This is a genomic window from Ruegeria lacuscaerulensis, from assembly GCF_013031245.1.
GTDB classification, from domain to species: Bacteria; Pseudomonadota; Alphaproteobacteria; order Rhodobacterales; family Rhodobacteraceae; genus Ruegeria; species Ruegeria lacuscaerulensis_C.
Window position 1 is genome coordinate 211,611 of record NZ_WPZL01000003.1, and the last position, 13,931, is coordinate 225,541.

At 57.3% G+C, this 13,931-nt stretch carries 15 protein-coding genes; 13 read left to right on the forward strand and 2 right to left on the reverse strand.

What is annotated here, in order from left to right:
* Positions 1-48: 48 nt before the first annotated feature.
* From argC to GOX66_RS05730, 7 genes are all read left to right on the forward strand, one after another.
* Positions 49-1,077, forward strand: a complete 1,029-nt coding sequence (gene argC, locus GOX66_RS05700; protein ID WP_170760479.1) for an N-acetyl-gamma-glutamyl-phosphate reductase — start codon at positions 49-51, stop codon at positions 1,075-1,077.
* 7 nt (positions 1,078-1,084) lie between these two features.
* Entirely contained in the window at positions 1,085-1,531 is a 447-nt protein-coding gene (ccmE, locus tag GOX66_RS05705; RefSeq protein ID WP_170760481.1) for a cytochrome c maturation protein CcmE, read from the forward strand.
* A gap of 121 nt (positions 1,532-1,652) precedes the next feature.
* Positions 1,653-2,264 (forward strand): holin-associated N-acetylmuramidase, encoded by a 612-nt coding sequence (locus GOX66_RS05710; protein ID WP_170760483.1) that lies wholly within the window; start codon positions 1,653-1,655, stop codon positions 2,262-2,264.
* On the forward strand, positions 2,255-2,833 hold the full coding sequence (locus GOX66_RS05715) for a holin family protein (RefSeq protein WP_170760485.1): 579 nt from the start codon (positions 2,255-2,257) through the stop codon (positions 2,831-2,833). The genes GOX66_RS05710 and GOX66_RS05715 overlap by 10 nt, the downstream gene beginning before the upstream one ends.
* 75 nt (positions 2,834-2,908) lie before the next feature.
* Entirely contained in the window at positions 2,909-4,873 is a 1,965-nt protein-coding gene (locus GOX66_RS05720; RefSeq protein ID WP_170760487.1) for a heme lyase CcmF/NrfE family subunit, read from the forward strand.
* Positions 4,870-5,325, forward strand: coding sequence for a cytochrome c-type biogenesis protein (locus GOX66_RS05725; RefSeq protein WP_170760489.1), 456 nt, complete (start codon positions 4,870-4,872; stop codon positions 5,323-5,325). The genes GOX66_RS05720 and GOX66_RS05725 overlap by 4 nt, the downstream gene beginning before the upstream one ends.
* 73 nt (positions 5,326-5,398) lie before the next feature.
* Positions 5,399-6,175: an enoyl-CoA hydratase-related protein gene (locus tag GOX66_RS05730; protein WP_170760490.1), complete on the forward strand. Its 777-nt coding sequence runs from the start codon at positions 5,399-5,401 to the stop codon at positions 6,173-6,175.
* A 5-nt stretch (positions 6,176-6,180) separates the two neighbouring features.
* Here the strand turns inward: GOX66_RS05730 and bmt are convergent, their stop codons facing one another.
* Both bmt and GOX66_RS05740 read right to left on the reverse strand, forming a co-directional pair.
* Complete coding sequence (gene bmt / locus GOX66_RS05735; protein ID WP_170760492.1) at positions 6,181-7,197, reverse strand: betaine--homocysteine S-methyltransferase; 1,017 nt, start codon at positions 7,195-7,197, stop codon at positions 6,181-6,183.
* Positions 7,198-7,324: 127 nt separating this feature from the next.
* Positions 7,325-7,645: a DUF1476 domain-containing protein gene (locus tag GOX66_RS05740; protein WP_170760494.1), complete on the reverse strand. Its 321-nt coding sequence runs from the start codon at positions 7,643-7,645 to the stop codon at positions 7,325-7,327.
* Positions 7,646-7,832: 187 nt separating this feature from the next.
* Between GOX66_RS05740 and purC the strand changes: the two genes are divergently transcribed.
* The 6 genes from purC to GOX66_RS05770 all read left to right on the forward strand — a co-directional run bounded on the left by purC (position 7,833) and on the right by GOX66_RS05770 (position 13,589).
* Positions 7,833-8,588 carry a phosphoribosylaminoimidazolesuccinocarboxamide synthase gene (gene purC, locus GOX66_RS05745; protein WP_170760496.1) on the forward strand — a complete coding sequence of 252 codons (756 nt, stop codon included), beginning with the start codon at positions 7,833-7,835 and terminating at the stop codon, positions 8,586-8,588.
* A gap of 136 nt (positions 8,589-8,724) precedes the next feature.
* The gene (locus GOX66_RS05750; RefSeq protein ID WP_170760498.1) at positions 8,725-9,387 is read left to right on the forward strand and encodes a MarC family protein; all 663 of its coding nucleotides are present in this window, start codon (positions 8,725-8,727) and stop codon (positions 9,385-9,387) included.
* 117 nt (positions 9,388-9,504) lie between these two features.
* Positions 9,505-9,735 carry a phosphoribosylformylglycinamidine synthase subunit PurS gene (gene purS / locus GOX66_RS05755; protein WP_109311572.1) on the forward strand — a complete coding sequence of 77 codons (231 nt, stop codon included), beginning with the start codon at positions 9,505-9,507 and terminating at the stop codon, positions 9,733-9,735.
* Between the two features lie 23 nt (positions 9,736-9,758).
* Positions 9,759-10,427, forward strand: coding sequence for a phosphoribosylformylglycinamidine synthase subunit PurQ (gene purQ / locus GOX66_RS05760; protein WP_170760500.1), 669 nt, complete (start codon positions 9,759-9,761; stop codon positions 10,425-10,427).
* 135 nt (positions 10,428-10,562) lie between these two features.
* On the forward strand, positions 10,563-12,242 hold the full coding sequence (locus GOX66_RS05765) for a sensor histidine kinase (protein WP_419555544.1): 1,680 nt from the start codon (positions 10,563-10,565) through the stop codon (positions 12,240-12,242).
* 12 nt (positions 12,243-12,254) lie between these two features.
* Entirely contained in the window at positions 12,255-13,589 is a 1,335-nt protein-coding gene (locus tag GOX66_RS05770) for a sigma-54-dependent transcriptional regulator (RefSeq protein WP_170760504.1), read from the forward strand.
* The last annotated feature ends 342 nt before the right edge of the window (positions 13,590-13,931 follow it).

Sequence of the window (13,931 nt, forward strand, 5' to 3'; positions counted from 1 at the left end):
TCGCATTGGCGGTCGTGATATGTGACACACTGAAACAAGAGGTCTGACATGACCCATAAAATCGCAATTTTGGGCGCTTCCGGCTATACTGGTGCCGAACTGGTGAGGCTGATCGCCGAACACCCGAACCTGGAAATTGCCGCTCTGGCCGCCGAGCGCAAGGCAGGCCAGTCGATGGCGCAGGTTTTCCCTCATCTGCGTCACATGAACCTGCCGGACCTGTGTAAGATCTCTGAGATTGATTTCTCGCAAATCGACCTGTGCTTTTGCGCGCTGCCGCATAAGACAAGCCAGGAGGTCATTCGGGACCTGCCGAAAAACCTGAAAATCATTGACTTGTCAGCTGACTTCCGGCTGCGCGATGCGGACGAGTATGAAAAGTGGTATGGCAATCCGCATTCCGCGCTGGAACAGCAGGAAGAAGCCGTCTACGGCCTGACTGAATTTTACCGAGATGACATTCGCAATGCGAGGCTGGTCGCAGGGACCGGCTGCAACGCAGCGACTGGACAATATGTTCTGCGTCCTCTGATCCAAGCGGGGGTCATTGATCTGGACGACATCGTGCTGGACCTGAAGTGCGCGGTGTCCGGGGCAGGGCGCGCATTGAAAGAAAACCTGCTGCATGCGGAACTCAGCGAGGGATACAATGCCTATGCGGTAGGTGGAACGCACAGACATCTGGGCGAGTTTGATCAGGAATTCTCGGCATTGGCCGGGCGCAAAGTGCACGTGCAGTTTACGCCGCACCTGATCCCGGCCAACCGGGGCATCCTGGCGACAACCTACGTCAAAGGCGATCCGACCAGTGTGTATGAGACTCTGGTCAATGTCTATGAAAACGAACCGTTTATTCAGATGCTGCCTTTCGGCGAAACCCCGTCTACGCACCATGTGCGGGGCTCGAATTTCTGCCATATCGGTGTCGTCGGCGACAGGATCGAACGTCGCGCCATCGTGATCGGTGCTTTGGATAACCTGACAAAAGGTAGCAGCGGGCAAGCCTTGCAGAACGCCAACCTGATGTTAGGTGAAACTGAAACCGCGGGGCTGATGATGGCTCCGTTGTTCCCGTGAGGATAAGATGAAAACGCTTAAAAAACGCCGTCGTGTACAAGTCATTCTGCTGGCCGTTGTCGCCTTGGTTTTGTCGACGGTGTTGATTGGGTATGCGATGCGGGACGGGATTAACTTTTTCCGCTCGCCCAGCCAGGTGATTGCTGAACCGCCCAAACCGACCGAAGTGTTTCGGATCGGTGGTCTGGTCGAAGAGGGTTCGATCATTCGCGGTCAAGGCGAGACGGTGCACTTTGTTGTAACCGATGGCGGCGAAAGCGTTCCTGTCGCATTTACAGGAGTGCTGCCTGACCTGTTTGCCGAAAATCAGGGTATGGTGGGGACAGGTTCTTACGTGAATGGTGTCTTCGAAGCCACTGAAATTCTTGCGAAACACGATGAAACATATATGCCGAAAGAAGTTGTGGATGCCTTGAAGGAACAGGGCGTTTATCAGGACGCAGGCGACAGTTAAGCTGAGCCAGACAAGGTATCCGAAACGGGCGTTGCGTGTGACGAGCAGGCAGCGCCCTTTCTAATTGCCCGGAATTAACGAAATCGCTCCAGCGTTTGTGCCAACAAATGCGGAGGGTACGATGCGGACGGTTCGACAAATAGCCGCTGAGATAGTGGCGCGCGAAGGCGGTTTCGTTGACGATCCGGACGATCCCGGTGGTGCGACCAAATATGGTGTGACCATTCACACGATGCGCCGACTTGGTCTCGACCTTTCGGGCGACGGATCAATCGACGGCGCAGATGTGCGGATGCTGAGTGAGTCGCAGGCGGTGGATTTGTTTGTGCGGCACTATTTTGAGTTGCCACGGTTAGGATTGCTGACGCAGGTTCTGCAGGCGTCTGTTTTTGACATGTACGTCAATGCCGGTGTTCAGGCTGTGAAGATTCTTCAGCACCTTCTACGTGACATGGGATATGGGATTGTTGTTGACGGACTCATCGGGCCGAAAACAGCGAAGGCGTGCCAAGACGCTGCTCCACCGGAACCGGTGGCCCTAAGGGATGCTTACGGGGTGGCGCGACGAAATTATTATTTCCGTCTGGCCGATCTGAGGCCCGCTTCTAGAAAATATGCTCGAACACAGGCCGGAAAGAAAGGCGGATGGATACGACGGGCCGAGGAATTTGTCTCACCGGCCTATCACCTTAGCGATGCGGATTTTCAAACAAGGGTTGCAGGATGGGATTGATCTCGGACGTATTGACGTTTCTGTTTGGCGGCGGGCGAAATGTCGTGCGCGAAACCGCTGAAATATTTCGGGAAAATGCCGAGAACGGCGCACAACGCAACCTCGCCTTACAGCAACAGGCGATGGTGCAGTTTGGGGCGGAGTTTCAGGTTTCAACAAAAAGCGCATTTGATCGGTTTATGGATGGACTCAACCGTCTGCCGCGACCGGCCATGGCGCTTGGTACGCTGGGTCTGTTCATTGCCGCCATGGTAGATCCTCTGTGGTTTGCCGCCCGGATGCAGGGCATCGCGCTGGTGCCCGAGCCTTTGTGGTGGTTGCTGGGGGTAATCGTGTCTTTCTATTTTGGCGCGCGCCATCAGGCGAAGGTGCAGGACCTGCAAAGAGAGATTTCTGCCGGTATGCGACGAATGCCCGAAGTTCTTGCAAATCTCGAGGCGCGGAAAACCCTGCGTACCGAACGTGTCGGAAGCGCGGATCCGGGCACCGATGCACGACTGGCCGAAGTTTCGCGCCGTCCGGATGACAATCCCGCCCTTGAGGATTGGCGGCGCAAACGCGTGATCTGACCCGCGACACTATGCTCGTCCCGAAGGGGTGAAAGTGATTGGTGCTTGCCTCGCAACGGGATTATATCCGGGGCCATGTTTACAGAACTTGGCCACTTTGCCCTGATACTCGCTTTCCTGGTTGCTATCGTGCAGTCGGTGGTTCCTTTGATCGGAGCTGCCAAACGATGGACCCGGTGGATGACCTTTGCCGAACCTGCGGCGATCGTTCAGTTTCTCTTGGTCGCGTTTTCTTTCGGCGCGTTGGTCTGGGCGTTCGTGACCTCGGACTTCTCGCTGCGGATCGTGGTTGAGAACAGTCATTCGGCCAAACCGATGCTGTACAAAATCAGCGGCACCTGGGGCAACCACGAAGGGTCCATGTTGCTGTGGGTGCTCATTGTCGCCTTGTTCGGAGCCATGGCTGCGGTATTTGGTGGTGGCCTTCCGCCGACATTGAAAGCGCGGGTTTTGTCGGTTCAGGCTGCAATTGCGGTGGCGTTCTTTGCGTTCATCCTGTTCACCTCGAACCCGTTTGACCGGTTGATCGTGGTACCCTTTGACGGGCGCGACCTGAATCCGCTGTTGCAGGACCCCGGATTGGCCTTCCATCCGCCGTTTCTGTATCTGGGCTATGTGGGCCTGAGCATGGCCTTCAGCTTTGCCGTCGCCGCCCTGATAGAAGGGCGAATCGATGCGGCCTGGGGCCGGTGGGTACGTCCCTGGACTCTTGCTGCGTGGATTTTCCTGACCATCGGTATCGCACTGGGTTCGTGGTGGGCGTATTACGAACTTGGCTGGGGCGGATTCTGGTTCTGGGATCCGGTCGAAAATGCCTCGTTCATGCCCTGGTTGCTGGCTGCCGCGCTGCTGCATTCTGCCATTGTGGTAGAAAAGCGTGAGTCGCTGAAAAGCTGGACCATTTTGCTGGCGATCATTGCGTTCGGGTTCTCTCTGATCGGTACGTTCATTGTGCGGTCGGGATTGCTGACCTCTGTTCACGCCTTCGCCAACGACCCCGAGAGGGGCGTGTTCATCCTGTTCATACTGGTTATCTTCATCGGCGGGGCGCTGACGCTGTTTGCCGCCCGTGCGCAGGCGATGGAGGCCAAAGGTGTCTTTGGCATGGTCAGCCGCGAAAGTGCTCTGATTCTGAACAATATTCTGCTGGCAGTAAGCTGTTTTGTCGTATTTTTTGGTACGCTTTGGCCGATGGTGGCCGAGATGGCTTTTGACCGGAAACTCTCGGTCGGCGCACCGTTCTTCAACTCTGCATTTACGCCGTTCATGGTCGCGTTGGGAATTGCGTTGCCAGTCGGGTCGATGCTGCCATGGAAGCGGGGCAGGCTGGGTAAAACGGCCTATTCCCTGCGCTACGCATTTGTCTTGGCCATTGCGCTGGCCCTGTTGGTCTGGGTTATGCAGACGGGACGCAGCGCACTGGGTCCGGTCGGGCTGTTCCTGGGTGCCTGGGTCACATTTGGGGCTGCGGTGGACCTGTGGAGCCGGACAGGCCGCAAAGGCAATATCAAGCGACTGTTCCGTCTGCCTGGTGCAGATTGGGGCAAAGCCGTGGCCCATACCGGTCTGGGTGTGACCATGTTTGCGATTGCCGGCCTGACCGCGTGGGAGGTTGAGGACATCCGCGTCGCGCAACCCGGTCAGCCGTTCCAGGTCGGTCAGTTCACGCTGACACTGGAAGATGTCAAGCGCGTACAGGGTCCCAACTATTTCTCAACAATGGCCGACGTCTTAATCGAAAAGGACGGGCGGGCCATTGGAACTCTGCACCCCGAAAAACGCGACTACCCGGTGGCACGTATGCCAACAACAGAGGCTGCAATCGACTATCGGTTCCTGCGTGATCTTTATGTGGTCATCGGTGATCAGCAAGCCGATGGAGGCTGGGTCATGCGGACCTATATCAAACCCCTTGCGAACTGGATCTGGGGTGGGTGTATCCTGATGTCTCTGGGTGGTCTGCTCAGCCTGTCGGACCGCAGGTTCCGGGTCGCGGCAGGCGCGCGTAAGGCTCCGTCAGGAGGAGTACCTGCGGAATGAAACGTCTGATTCTAATCCTGATGCTTCTGGCGTCACCCATCTTGGCCGTACAGCCGGATGAGGTGCTGGACGATCCGGTACTCGAACAGCGGGCCCGCGATCTCAGCACCGGGTTGCGTTGTCTGGTTTGCCGTAACGAAAGTATCGACGAGAGCAACGCAGAGCTTGCCCGCGACCTGCGCTTGCTGTTGCGCGAACGGCTTGTGGCCGGTGATACAGACAAAGAGGCGATTGCGTTTATCGTGGACCGTTACGGTGAGTACGTTTTGCTGAAGCCAACCACGACGGGTTCGAACCTGATGCTGTGGCTGGCAGGGCCGATCATGCTGCTGATTGCGGCTGCAATGGGCTGGAGTTTCCTGCGAAAACGCTCACGGGTACAAGCCTCTGGCGAAAACGAAGCCCTGAGTGAGGCCGAGAAAGAACGGTTGCGCAAAATTCTGGAAGACTGACCCAGGGTTCATCTTTTCCTTCCACATCAATTAGGTCAGGGTTCTCCAAAGCTCGGGCCCCTGGGAGGATTTCATGGAATACGAAACGGTCCTGTTGGATATCACGGACGATCTGGCGGTTCTTACCCTGAACCGGCCAGACAAAATGAACGCGATGACAGCGCAGATGCGGGCCGAGGTGACCCATGCAATGAAACACGCCGCTCGTCATGCCCGGGTGGTCGTTCTGACAGGCGCGGGCGGGTCGTTTTGCTCGGGGCAGGATTTGGGCGATGCCTCCAGCACCGGAAAGGTCGACCTCGAGCGGACACTGCGCGACGAATACGAGCCGATGCTGGAAACGATTTACGACTGCCCGGTTCCCACCATCGCGGCCGTGAACGGCCCCGCAGCCGGGGCAGGGGCGAATCTGGCTTTGTGTGCTGATGTCGTGATTGCGACCGAGAGCGCCTATTTCCTTCAGGCCTTTGCCCGGATTGGCCTTTTGCCGGATGCGGGCGGCACGTGGTTCATGCCGCGTCAGATGGGGTTTGCGAAGGCCATGGGGGCAGCGCTGTTCGCTGACAAGATCAGCGCGCGGCAGGCGGATGAATGGGGCCTGATTTGGGAAGCCGTTGCCGACGACGAATTCGAAGCGCACTGGCGTAAGCGGGCCGAGTATCTGGCCAAAGGTCCCACCGCCGGGTTCGGGGCGATCAAACAGGCCATTCGGGGAACCTATGAAAAAACGCTGCCTCAGCAACTGGCGATCGAGGCCCATTTGCAAGGGGAATGCGGACGATCACGCGATTTTGCCGAAGGCGTGGTCGCCTTTATGGAAAAACGCCCCCCGAAATTCGAGGGGCGCTAAGGACGTTAAGCGCGACGACGGCGGCGTGTGCGCCGCTCTGGCGCCGCGGCATCATCACCAGTGCCATCCGAGGCGGACGAAAACGGCCCCAGTGCATCCGTGATCTGCTCTAACGTGGGGCGCGACCCGCGCGTTGTGCTATCCAATGCTTCGCGCATCTTTCGAAGGTGCGCAGGCATGGTCCCGCAGCAGCCGCCAATAATCGTGGCTCCTGCATTCCGTGCCATGGCGGCGTAGTCGCCCATCAGTTCAGGCGTTCCGTCATAGTGGATGTGACCGTCTACATATTTCGGGATGCCCGCGTTACCTTTTGAGATCACGGGCCGTTCCGTCCCTTGCGCTACAAAACCAAGCACGGTGCGCAAAATATCCGATGCGCCGGTTCCGCAATTGGCTCCGAAAGCGATGGGAGGGTTGGGCAAGGTCTCAACCAGTTGCGCCAGATCGGCCGAAGTCACGCCCATCATCGTGCGCCCGGCCGTGTCAAAACTCATGGTGCCGCACCACGGCATGTCGGCAAGGGCAAACGCCTCGGCCGCTGCACGGAACTCTTCCGGCGCGCTGATAGTCTCCAGCCACAGAACATCGGCACCACCTGCCTTGAGGGCGTCGGCCTGCTCGTGGAACATTTCAACCGCTTCTGAATGGGACAGGCTGCCGACGGGTTCCATGATCTCTCCCGTTGGACCGACCGAGCCAGCCACAACCACGGTGCGCCCGGCTTTGTCTGCTACTTCACGACCGAGCTGGGCGCCTATGCGGTTCAACTCACCAACCCGGTTCTGTGCGTCATGCAGCTTCAGTCGTGCAGCAGTTCCGCCAAAAGTGTTGGTCAGAAACAGGTCACTGCCCGCGTCCACCGAGCCCTGGTACAGCGCGCGAATCTTGTCGGGTTCGTCCACATTCCAAAGTTCGGGGGCATCGCCGGATTGCAGACCCATGTTGAACAGATTGGTGCCGGTTGCCCCATCCGCCAAAATCGCGTCGGTAGTTTCCAGAAGCTTGCTCAGTGCGTTTGTCATTGGGATGTTCCGAAAAATGGCGCATATGGCCAAAAGAGAAAAAGAAGAGACGCCCCGTTTGTCACGACCGGGACGTCAAATCAAACTCATATAACTCATGAAGATCATGAGCCTTGCATATCAGGTTTTAGATTTCGGCCTCTGCCATAACCTGCTCTTTGGCTTCGATCAGCAATTCCGCCATCTTTTCGCGTATCTTCGTTTCGCCGGCCAAGTCGCCCAGGTACCCCTTTACAGCTTCCACGACGTCATCCTCACTGACATTCTGCAAGTCGGTGTGAACCAGTTCCTGACCGTAAGCGCGGGCTTTTTCAACGGTCTCGCCCTTCAGGGTCGAGGCCCAAACGGCCATAAACCGGTTTCGGCGCATCCGGGCAATAAATTGCATCTTCTCGTCATGCGCGAACTTGTTCTCAAACGCGGCTTCACGCTCGTCAAATGTGGTCATTGGTTGGGGACCTCTTGGATTACAACTTCTTTCCTGATGATATGACTATACCTGAACCCGTTCGCAAGGGAATTGCGCTGCGTCAAAGCCTCTCGGGCCAGTGAACTTGCGGGAAAGTGGGGCTTGCACTATGACGGCGCCAACGTGAAGGGAGTCATTCCCTCTCAACAGACTGGAAGGGTCGCTTATGGCGCGTCGCAAGAAAATCTACGAAGGCAAGGCCAAGATTCTGTACGAAGGCCCCGAACCCGGGACCATCGTGCAGTATTTCAAGGATGACGCCACCGCGTTCAACGCCGAGAAAAAGGACGTGATTGATGGCAAGGGCGTGCTGAACAACCGCCTGAGCGAGTTTTTCATGAACGGCCTTACTCAGATTGGCGTGCCGACCCATTTCATCCGCCGTCTGAACATGCGCGAACAACTGGTTCGCAGCTGTGAGATCATTCCTCTGGAAGTGATCGTGCGCAACTATGCCGCCGGTTCGATGTCCAAACGTCTGGGCATTGCCGAGGGCACGCAACTACCCCGTCCGATTGTGGAATACTGCTACAAGGACGATGCACTTGGCGATCCTTTGGTGACCGAAGAGCATATCGCCGCCTTTGGTTGGGCCAGCCAGCAGGACATGGACGACATCCTCAGCCTGGCATTGCGCGTCAATGACTTCATGAGCGGCGTGATGCTGGCCGTGGGTATCCGACTGGTTGATTTCAAGATTGAGATCGGCCGCGTCTACGAGGGTGATTTCCAGCGTCTTATCGTGGCTGACGAGATCAGTCCCGACAGCTGCCGCCTTTGGGATATCGAGACCGGCCAAAAGCTGGACAAGGATGTATTCCGCCGTGATCTGGGCAATCTGGCCGATGCCTATTCCGAGGTTGCACGGCGTCTGGGCGTCCTGCCTAAAAGCAACGTCACCAAACCGACGCTGATCAACTAAGCCGTTCGTCGTCGAAAGCATCTGTTAAAAGCGCTGTTTTCCGAAGACAGCGCTTTTTTCTTTTATTTTGGCGGTTTGACAGTGCCGCCGCTCGTCCCGCATTGTCGGTTCAGATTCTACCAAGGGTATTCCCGACATGGCCGAATTGTTCGATCAGGCGGTTTTTCTGAAATTTCTCGCGGCGTTGCTGGCGATTTTCAATCCGCTTTACGGCATCCCGATCTTTCTGAGCATGACCGATGGGTGTTCCACTTCGGAACGTAAGCGCATCGCTCTGATCGTCACTGGAACGGTCGTAATCGTGGCTTTGATCGCGGTACTGGTCGGAGAAGAAATACTGGCAGTCTTCGGCATCGACATTCCGTCCTTTCGCATTGCTGGCGGGCTGATCATTCTGGGGGTGGGCATGTCGATGCTGAATGCTTCGGACAGGCCGCAGGGGGATCAAAAGGCGGTTGAAGAGGGTGAAAGAAAGAAAAGCAACATCGCGGTCGTTCCGCTTGCGATTCCCCTGACCATCGGACCGGGAACGATCGCCACTACAATCGTGTTTGCACATACGCTTTCGGACGGGGCTGAAATAGTGACATTGGGTTCCGCAGTGTTGATAGCCTGCGCGATTGTCGGGCTTGGGTTGCTGTTTGCAGACCCGATTTCCCGGTTTTTCGGGCCGACCATGATCAACGTGATCACGCGTGTCATGGCGATTATTCTGGTGGCTGTGGCGGTGGAAATGGTACTGACCGGGACCTTCCACGCCATTGACGCTCATTACCCGGGATTGTCGGGCGGTAGCTGAACGTTTTGCCCTGCGGCAAACTGTAAGCTGACAAGGGTTGTCGAACGCCTTTAGGCACGTTATCCCCCGCCCAACGGAACGGGCCGGAAACCAAGGCCCTCAGCTGGAGTTGCGAGAATGAAAGCACGGGTGCATGTGATGCTCAAGAATGGGGTTCTGGACCCGCAGGGTGAGGCAGTGCGTCACGCGTTGGGCGCCATGGGCTTTGATCAGGTCGAAGGCGTGCGTCAGGGCAAGGTTATCGACCTTGAACTTGCCGAGGGCGCGACCGAGGCGGATATCACCGAGATGTGCGAAAAGCTGTTGGCTAACACGGTCATCGAGCGCTACGAAATCGAACTGGTCTGAACCTAATTTCTGGAGGGCCCGCCATGCGCGCAGCTGTCATCGTTTTCCCAGGTTCAAACTGTGACCGGGATCTAGCCGTTGCCTTTGAACAGGCTGGTTTTCAGGTCGATATGGTCTGGCACAAGGACGCCGCACTGCCCGAAGGCATCGATATCGTCGGCGTTCCGGGCGGGTTCTCGTACGGGGACTACCTGCGTTGCGGTGCAATCGCTGCGCAATCGCCGATCTGTAAGGCAGTCGTCGATCATACCCAGCGTGGTGGCTACGCCGTAGGGATCTGCAACGGTTTCCAGATTCTGACCGAAACCGGCATCCTGCCGGGTGCGCTGCTGCGAAACGCTGGTCTGAAATATATTTGCCGCACTGTGGGGCTGAAGGTCGAAACCAGCGACAGCGCCTTTACCGAAGGCTACAATGCGGGCGACGTGATCGGTATTCCGATTGCACACCATGACGGAAACTATTTCGCGGATGACTCCACTTTGTCCGCATTGCGGGATCAGGATCGCATCGCGTTCACCTATACCGAGAATCCCAACGGTTCAGTTGGCGACATCGCCGGTATCCTGTCTGAGAACCGCCGCGTTCTGGGTATGATGCCGCATCCCGAGCGTGCGGCGGACGAAGGTCACGGTGGAACCGATGGGACGGCATTGTTCCGCGCATTGTCCGGTGTGCTCGCGCCCGCGTGACTTGAGGTTGAAACCACAGCGGCGTAAATTTCGGGGATGAGTTCCGACATTCGCTCTGGCTGGTCCATTCTGACAAAACCGTTTCGCGGCGCACCCCTTGGGTGGCAGCTGCGTGTGGCTGTGCTGGTCCTGTTGATGGCAACCGTTGCGACGGTTTGGATCACAAACCGTTTACTGACGGACCGGTTCACCGAGTCGACCCGAAACAGGGCGGAGCTGCGCCTTGCGCTGTATTCAGGCAACCTTCTTAGCGAATTGCGCCGCAACGCGATTGTTCCACAACTTCTGGCGCGCGACCCCACGCTGATTTCCGCGCTTCAATCCAGCGACTTCACTTTGTCCACACAGCGTCTGATCTCTTTCGTAGAAGAGATCGGGGCAGCCTCGCTAATGTTGTTGGACAGCGACGGCCGTTCGGTCGCCGCGACGGACCGGAACCGTTTGGGCGAAGCTCACCGGAGTTCGCACTATTTTGTGGATGCTATCCGTTCAAATTCGACAATCTTCACGGTGATCGAGAAGGAATCCGGCGGCTACAGCTTTATCTATTCGCGGCGTATCGAAGCCTCGTCGGATATCCTGGGCGTCATTGTCGTTGAAGTCGATCTACAGAAGTTCGAGCGAGCTTGGGCAGGGATTTCGGATGCTGTCATAGTGGCGGACAGCACCGGTACAATCATTCTGTCGACGGAACCCCAGTGGCGAGGCCTGGAAGAAGGTGCCGCCATGCTGCGCCAACCACCCGAAGGCGCAATTCAGCGCGCGATCCGCGCTACGACTGACTGGACCGCATTGCCGCCGGACGCGTATCTGCAGGGTGAGGCTGTGATGCGGATGGAAACGCGTATTCCATTCCGGGGTTGGACGATGACCTCGTTCACCACCTATGCGTCGATCAGGGAAAAGGTGAACAGCGTCATTGCGCTCGAAATCATGGGATTTGCGATTCTTCTGGCGTTGGCCTTTTATGCGCTCAGCCGCAGGGCCACCTTGCGGATGACCTTGTTCCAGCGCGAGTCGGCAGAGCTTCGCGCATTGAATGCAAGGCTACAGCGGGAAATCGCTGAGCGGGAAAGGGTTGAAAAGACGCTGGAAGTTGCTGAGCAGACGTTGGCCCAAAGCTCGAAACTGGCGGCTTTGGGTGAGATGTCTGCCGCTGTCAGCCACGAGTTGAATCAACCACTGGCTGCGATGAAAACCTATCTGGCCGGGGCCCGTCTTTTGCTGCGCAGAAACCGCCCCGAAGAAGCGCTTGCCAGCTTTGGCCGCATCGACGGTCTGATCGAACGAATGGGTGCGATCACGCGGCAGCTCAAGTCCTACGCGCGCAAGGGCGCTGACGCGTTTTCTCCTGTAAATCTTGGGGAAGCGCTTGGAATGGCCCTGTCAATGATGGAGCCGCAACTACGTCAGCGCCACGTAAAGATCACTCAAATCCTGCCGGAAGAGCCGGTTGTGGTGATGGGGGACCGGATGCGGATCGAACAAGTGATGGTCAACCTCTTGCGTAATGCGCTGGACGCTACCAAATCAGTGTCAGACCCGGATGTGGAAATCATCTTGGCGGCGGGCGATATGGCTGTGTTGACCGTGCGCGACAATGGGCACGGGATCGAGGATATCGAGAACCTGTTCGAACCCTTTTACACCACCAAGCAGCCCGGAGACGGCGTCGGTTTGGGGCTTGCCATCTCATCGGGTATCGTGAACGACCATGGTGGACGGCTGACAGCACGCAATAGCCAACACGGCGGTGCGGTGTTTGAGATGCAACTGCCGATACTGGGAAGCGACGGCCTTGAGGCCGCTGAATAACGAGGAATTACTATGGCACAGGCCATGAAAATCGCCATTGTGGATGACGAACAGGACATGCGCCAGTCGATCAGCCAATGGCTGGCGCTGTCTGGATACGACACCGAGACCTTTTCCAGCGCCGAGGATGCGCTGAAGGTGCTGGGCCCTGAATATCCGGGCATTGTGATTTCAGACATTAAAATGCCGGGGATGGATGGCATTCAGCTGCTGAAAAAGCTGATGGGGGCCGACAGCACACTGCCGGTCATCATGATCACGGGCCACGGCGATGTGCCCATGGCCGTCGAGGCCATGCGGGTCGGCGCGTTCGATTTCCTTGAAAAACCGTTTAACCCGGATCGGATGTCCGAACTGGCCAAGCGCGCCAGCAACGCGCGTCGTCTGACGCTGGACAACCGGGCGCTTCGGCGTGAGTTGTCCGGCGGCACTCAGATCATGAACAAGCTGATCGGTGCCAGCCCGGTTATGGAACGTCTGCGCGAGGACATTCTGGATCTGGGCCAGGCCGACGGCCACGTGTTGATCGACGGCGAGACCGGAACCGGTAAAACTCTTGTGGCCCATGCATTGCATGCCGTAGGAAGCCGGGCGGGTAAGAAATTCGTGCTGGTTTCCTGTGCCGCACTGGAAGAAGAGGCGCTTTCGAAACGTCTGTTCGGCCCAATGATGCCCGAAGATGCGCAGTTGCCAGCTATCGAAGAGGCGCGTGGCGGAACACTGGTTCTGGAAGATGTCGAAGCACTGAGCGACACGTTGCAAGCCCGCCTGTTGAGCGTCATGAATGATCAGGGCACACCTGCCGAAACGCGGATCGTCGCCATCTCCAACCTGCAAGAGGCCGGGAAGACCAGCGAAGATGTCCTGCGTCCGGATCTGTTCTATCGTTTAGCAGCGTTGCGGATCACTATGCCGCCGCTGCGACAGCGAGGAGAGGATATCCTGACGCTGTTCACCCGTCTCAGCGAACAGTTCGCCGAAGAATATGGCTGCGAAGCCCCACAGGTCAGCGCGCAAGAGGCCGCACAGTTGCTGCAGGCGCCGTGGCCGGGCAATGTGCGTCAGTTGATCAACATCGCGGAGCGCGCGGTGCTGCAGTCTCGTCGCGGCTCCGGCACGATTGCGTCGTTGTTGATGTCGGATCACGAAGAAATGCAGCCTGTGATGACAACCGAGGGCAAACCGCTCAAGGAATATGTCGAGGCATTTGAACGTATGCTGATCGACAATACGATGCGCCGGCATAAGGGCTCGATCGCGTCGGTCATGGAAGAGCTGTGCCTGCCGCGCCGGACGTTGAACGAGAAGATGGCCAAATACGGTCTTCAGCGCTCGGACTATCTGTAACAGGGGCTCCGCCCGATTGTGGTGCAAGTCGTCCATCGGACGATTTGCCCCTTATCGCTTTATTCACAGGGTATTTTTGACCCGTTAACGGGTTTCCGCGCGGCCTTCGGCTGTAGCGGTGCAGTTTGCCCATTGTCTTTTCCACAGGACTGCTTTTATTGTAACCGGACGGGCCGGGCCGTTTTTTACGTCCATAAGCCCCGAATCTTTGAGTTTCGCTGCAACGCCGCAGGTGGTGACCTATCCCACACGGCGAAGCAGACCGATTGAGCCCCGACAGGGGCAGTTGAACGCCTGAGCCCGCAAATGCGGGCGAAAGGAAAAAATGGGCAGGTAGCGGAC

What these genes read in the sequence shown, in the direction of transcription:
- argC (WP_170760479.1), top strand. Translation starts at nt 49, where the DNA reads ATGACCCATAAAATCGCAATTTTGGGCGCTTCCGGCTATACTGGTGCC.
- ccmE (WP_170760481.1), top strand. Translation starts at nt 1,085, where the DNA reads ATGAAAACGCTTAAAAAACGCCGTCGTGTACAAGTCATTCTGCTGGCC.
- GOX66_RS05710 (WP_170760483.1), top strand. Translation starts at nt 1,653, where the DNA reads ATGCGGACGGTTCGACAAATAGCCGCTGAGATAGTGGCGCGCGAAGGC.
- GOX66_RS05715 (WP_170760485.1), top strand. Translation starts at nt 2,255, where the DNA reads ATGGGATTGATCTCGGACGTATTGACGTTTCTGTTTGGCGGCGGGCGA.
- GOX66_RS05720 (WP_170760487.1), top strand. Translation starts at nt 2,909, where the DNA reads ATGTTTACAGAACTTGGCCACTTTGCCCTGATACTCGCTTTCCTGGTT.
- GOX66_RS05725 (WP_170760489.1), top strand. Translation starts at nt 4,870, where the DNA reads ATGAAACGTCTGATTCTAATCCTGATGCTTCTGGCGTCACCCATCTTG.
- GOX66_RS05730 (WP_170760490.1), top strand. Translation starts at nt 5,399, where the DNA reads ATGGAATACGAAACGGTCCTGTTGGATATCACGGACGATCTGGCGGTT.
- bmt (WP_170760492.1), bottom strand. Translation starts at nt 7,197, where the DNA reads ATGACAAACGCACTGAGCAAGCTTCTGGAAACTACCGACGCGATTTTG.
- GOX66_RS05740 (WP_170760494.1), bottom strand. Translation starts at nt 7,645, where the DNA reads ATGACCACATTTGACGAGCGTGAAGCCGCGTTTGAGAACAAGTTCGCG.
- purC (WP_170760496.1), top strand. Translation starts at nt 7,833, where the DNA reads ATGGCGCGTCGCAAGAAAATCTACGAAGGCAAGGCCAAGATTCTGTAC.
- GOX66_RS05750 (WP_170760498.1), top strand. Translation starts at nt 8,725, where the DNA reads ATGGCCGAATTGTTCGATCAGGCGGTTTTTCTGAAATTTCTCGCGGCG.
- purS (WP_109311572.1), top strand. Translation starts at nt 9,505, where the DNA reads ATGAAAGCACGGGTGCATGTGATGCTCAAGAATGGGGTTCTGGACCCG.
- purQ (WP_170760500.1), top strand. Translation starts at nt 9,759, where the DNA reads ATGCGCGCAGCTGTCATCGTTTTCCCAGGTTCAAACTGTGACCGGGAT.
- GOX66_RS05765 (WP_419555544.1), top strand. Translation starts at nt 10,563, where the DNA reads ATGGCAACCGTTGCGACGGTTTGGATCACAAACCGTTTACTGACGGAC.
- GOX66_RS05770 (WP_170760504.1), top strand. Translation starts at nt 12,255, where the DNA reads ATGGCACAGGCCATGAAAATCGCCATTGTGGATGACGAACAGGACATG.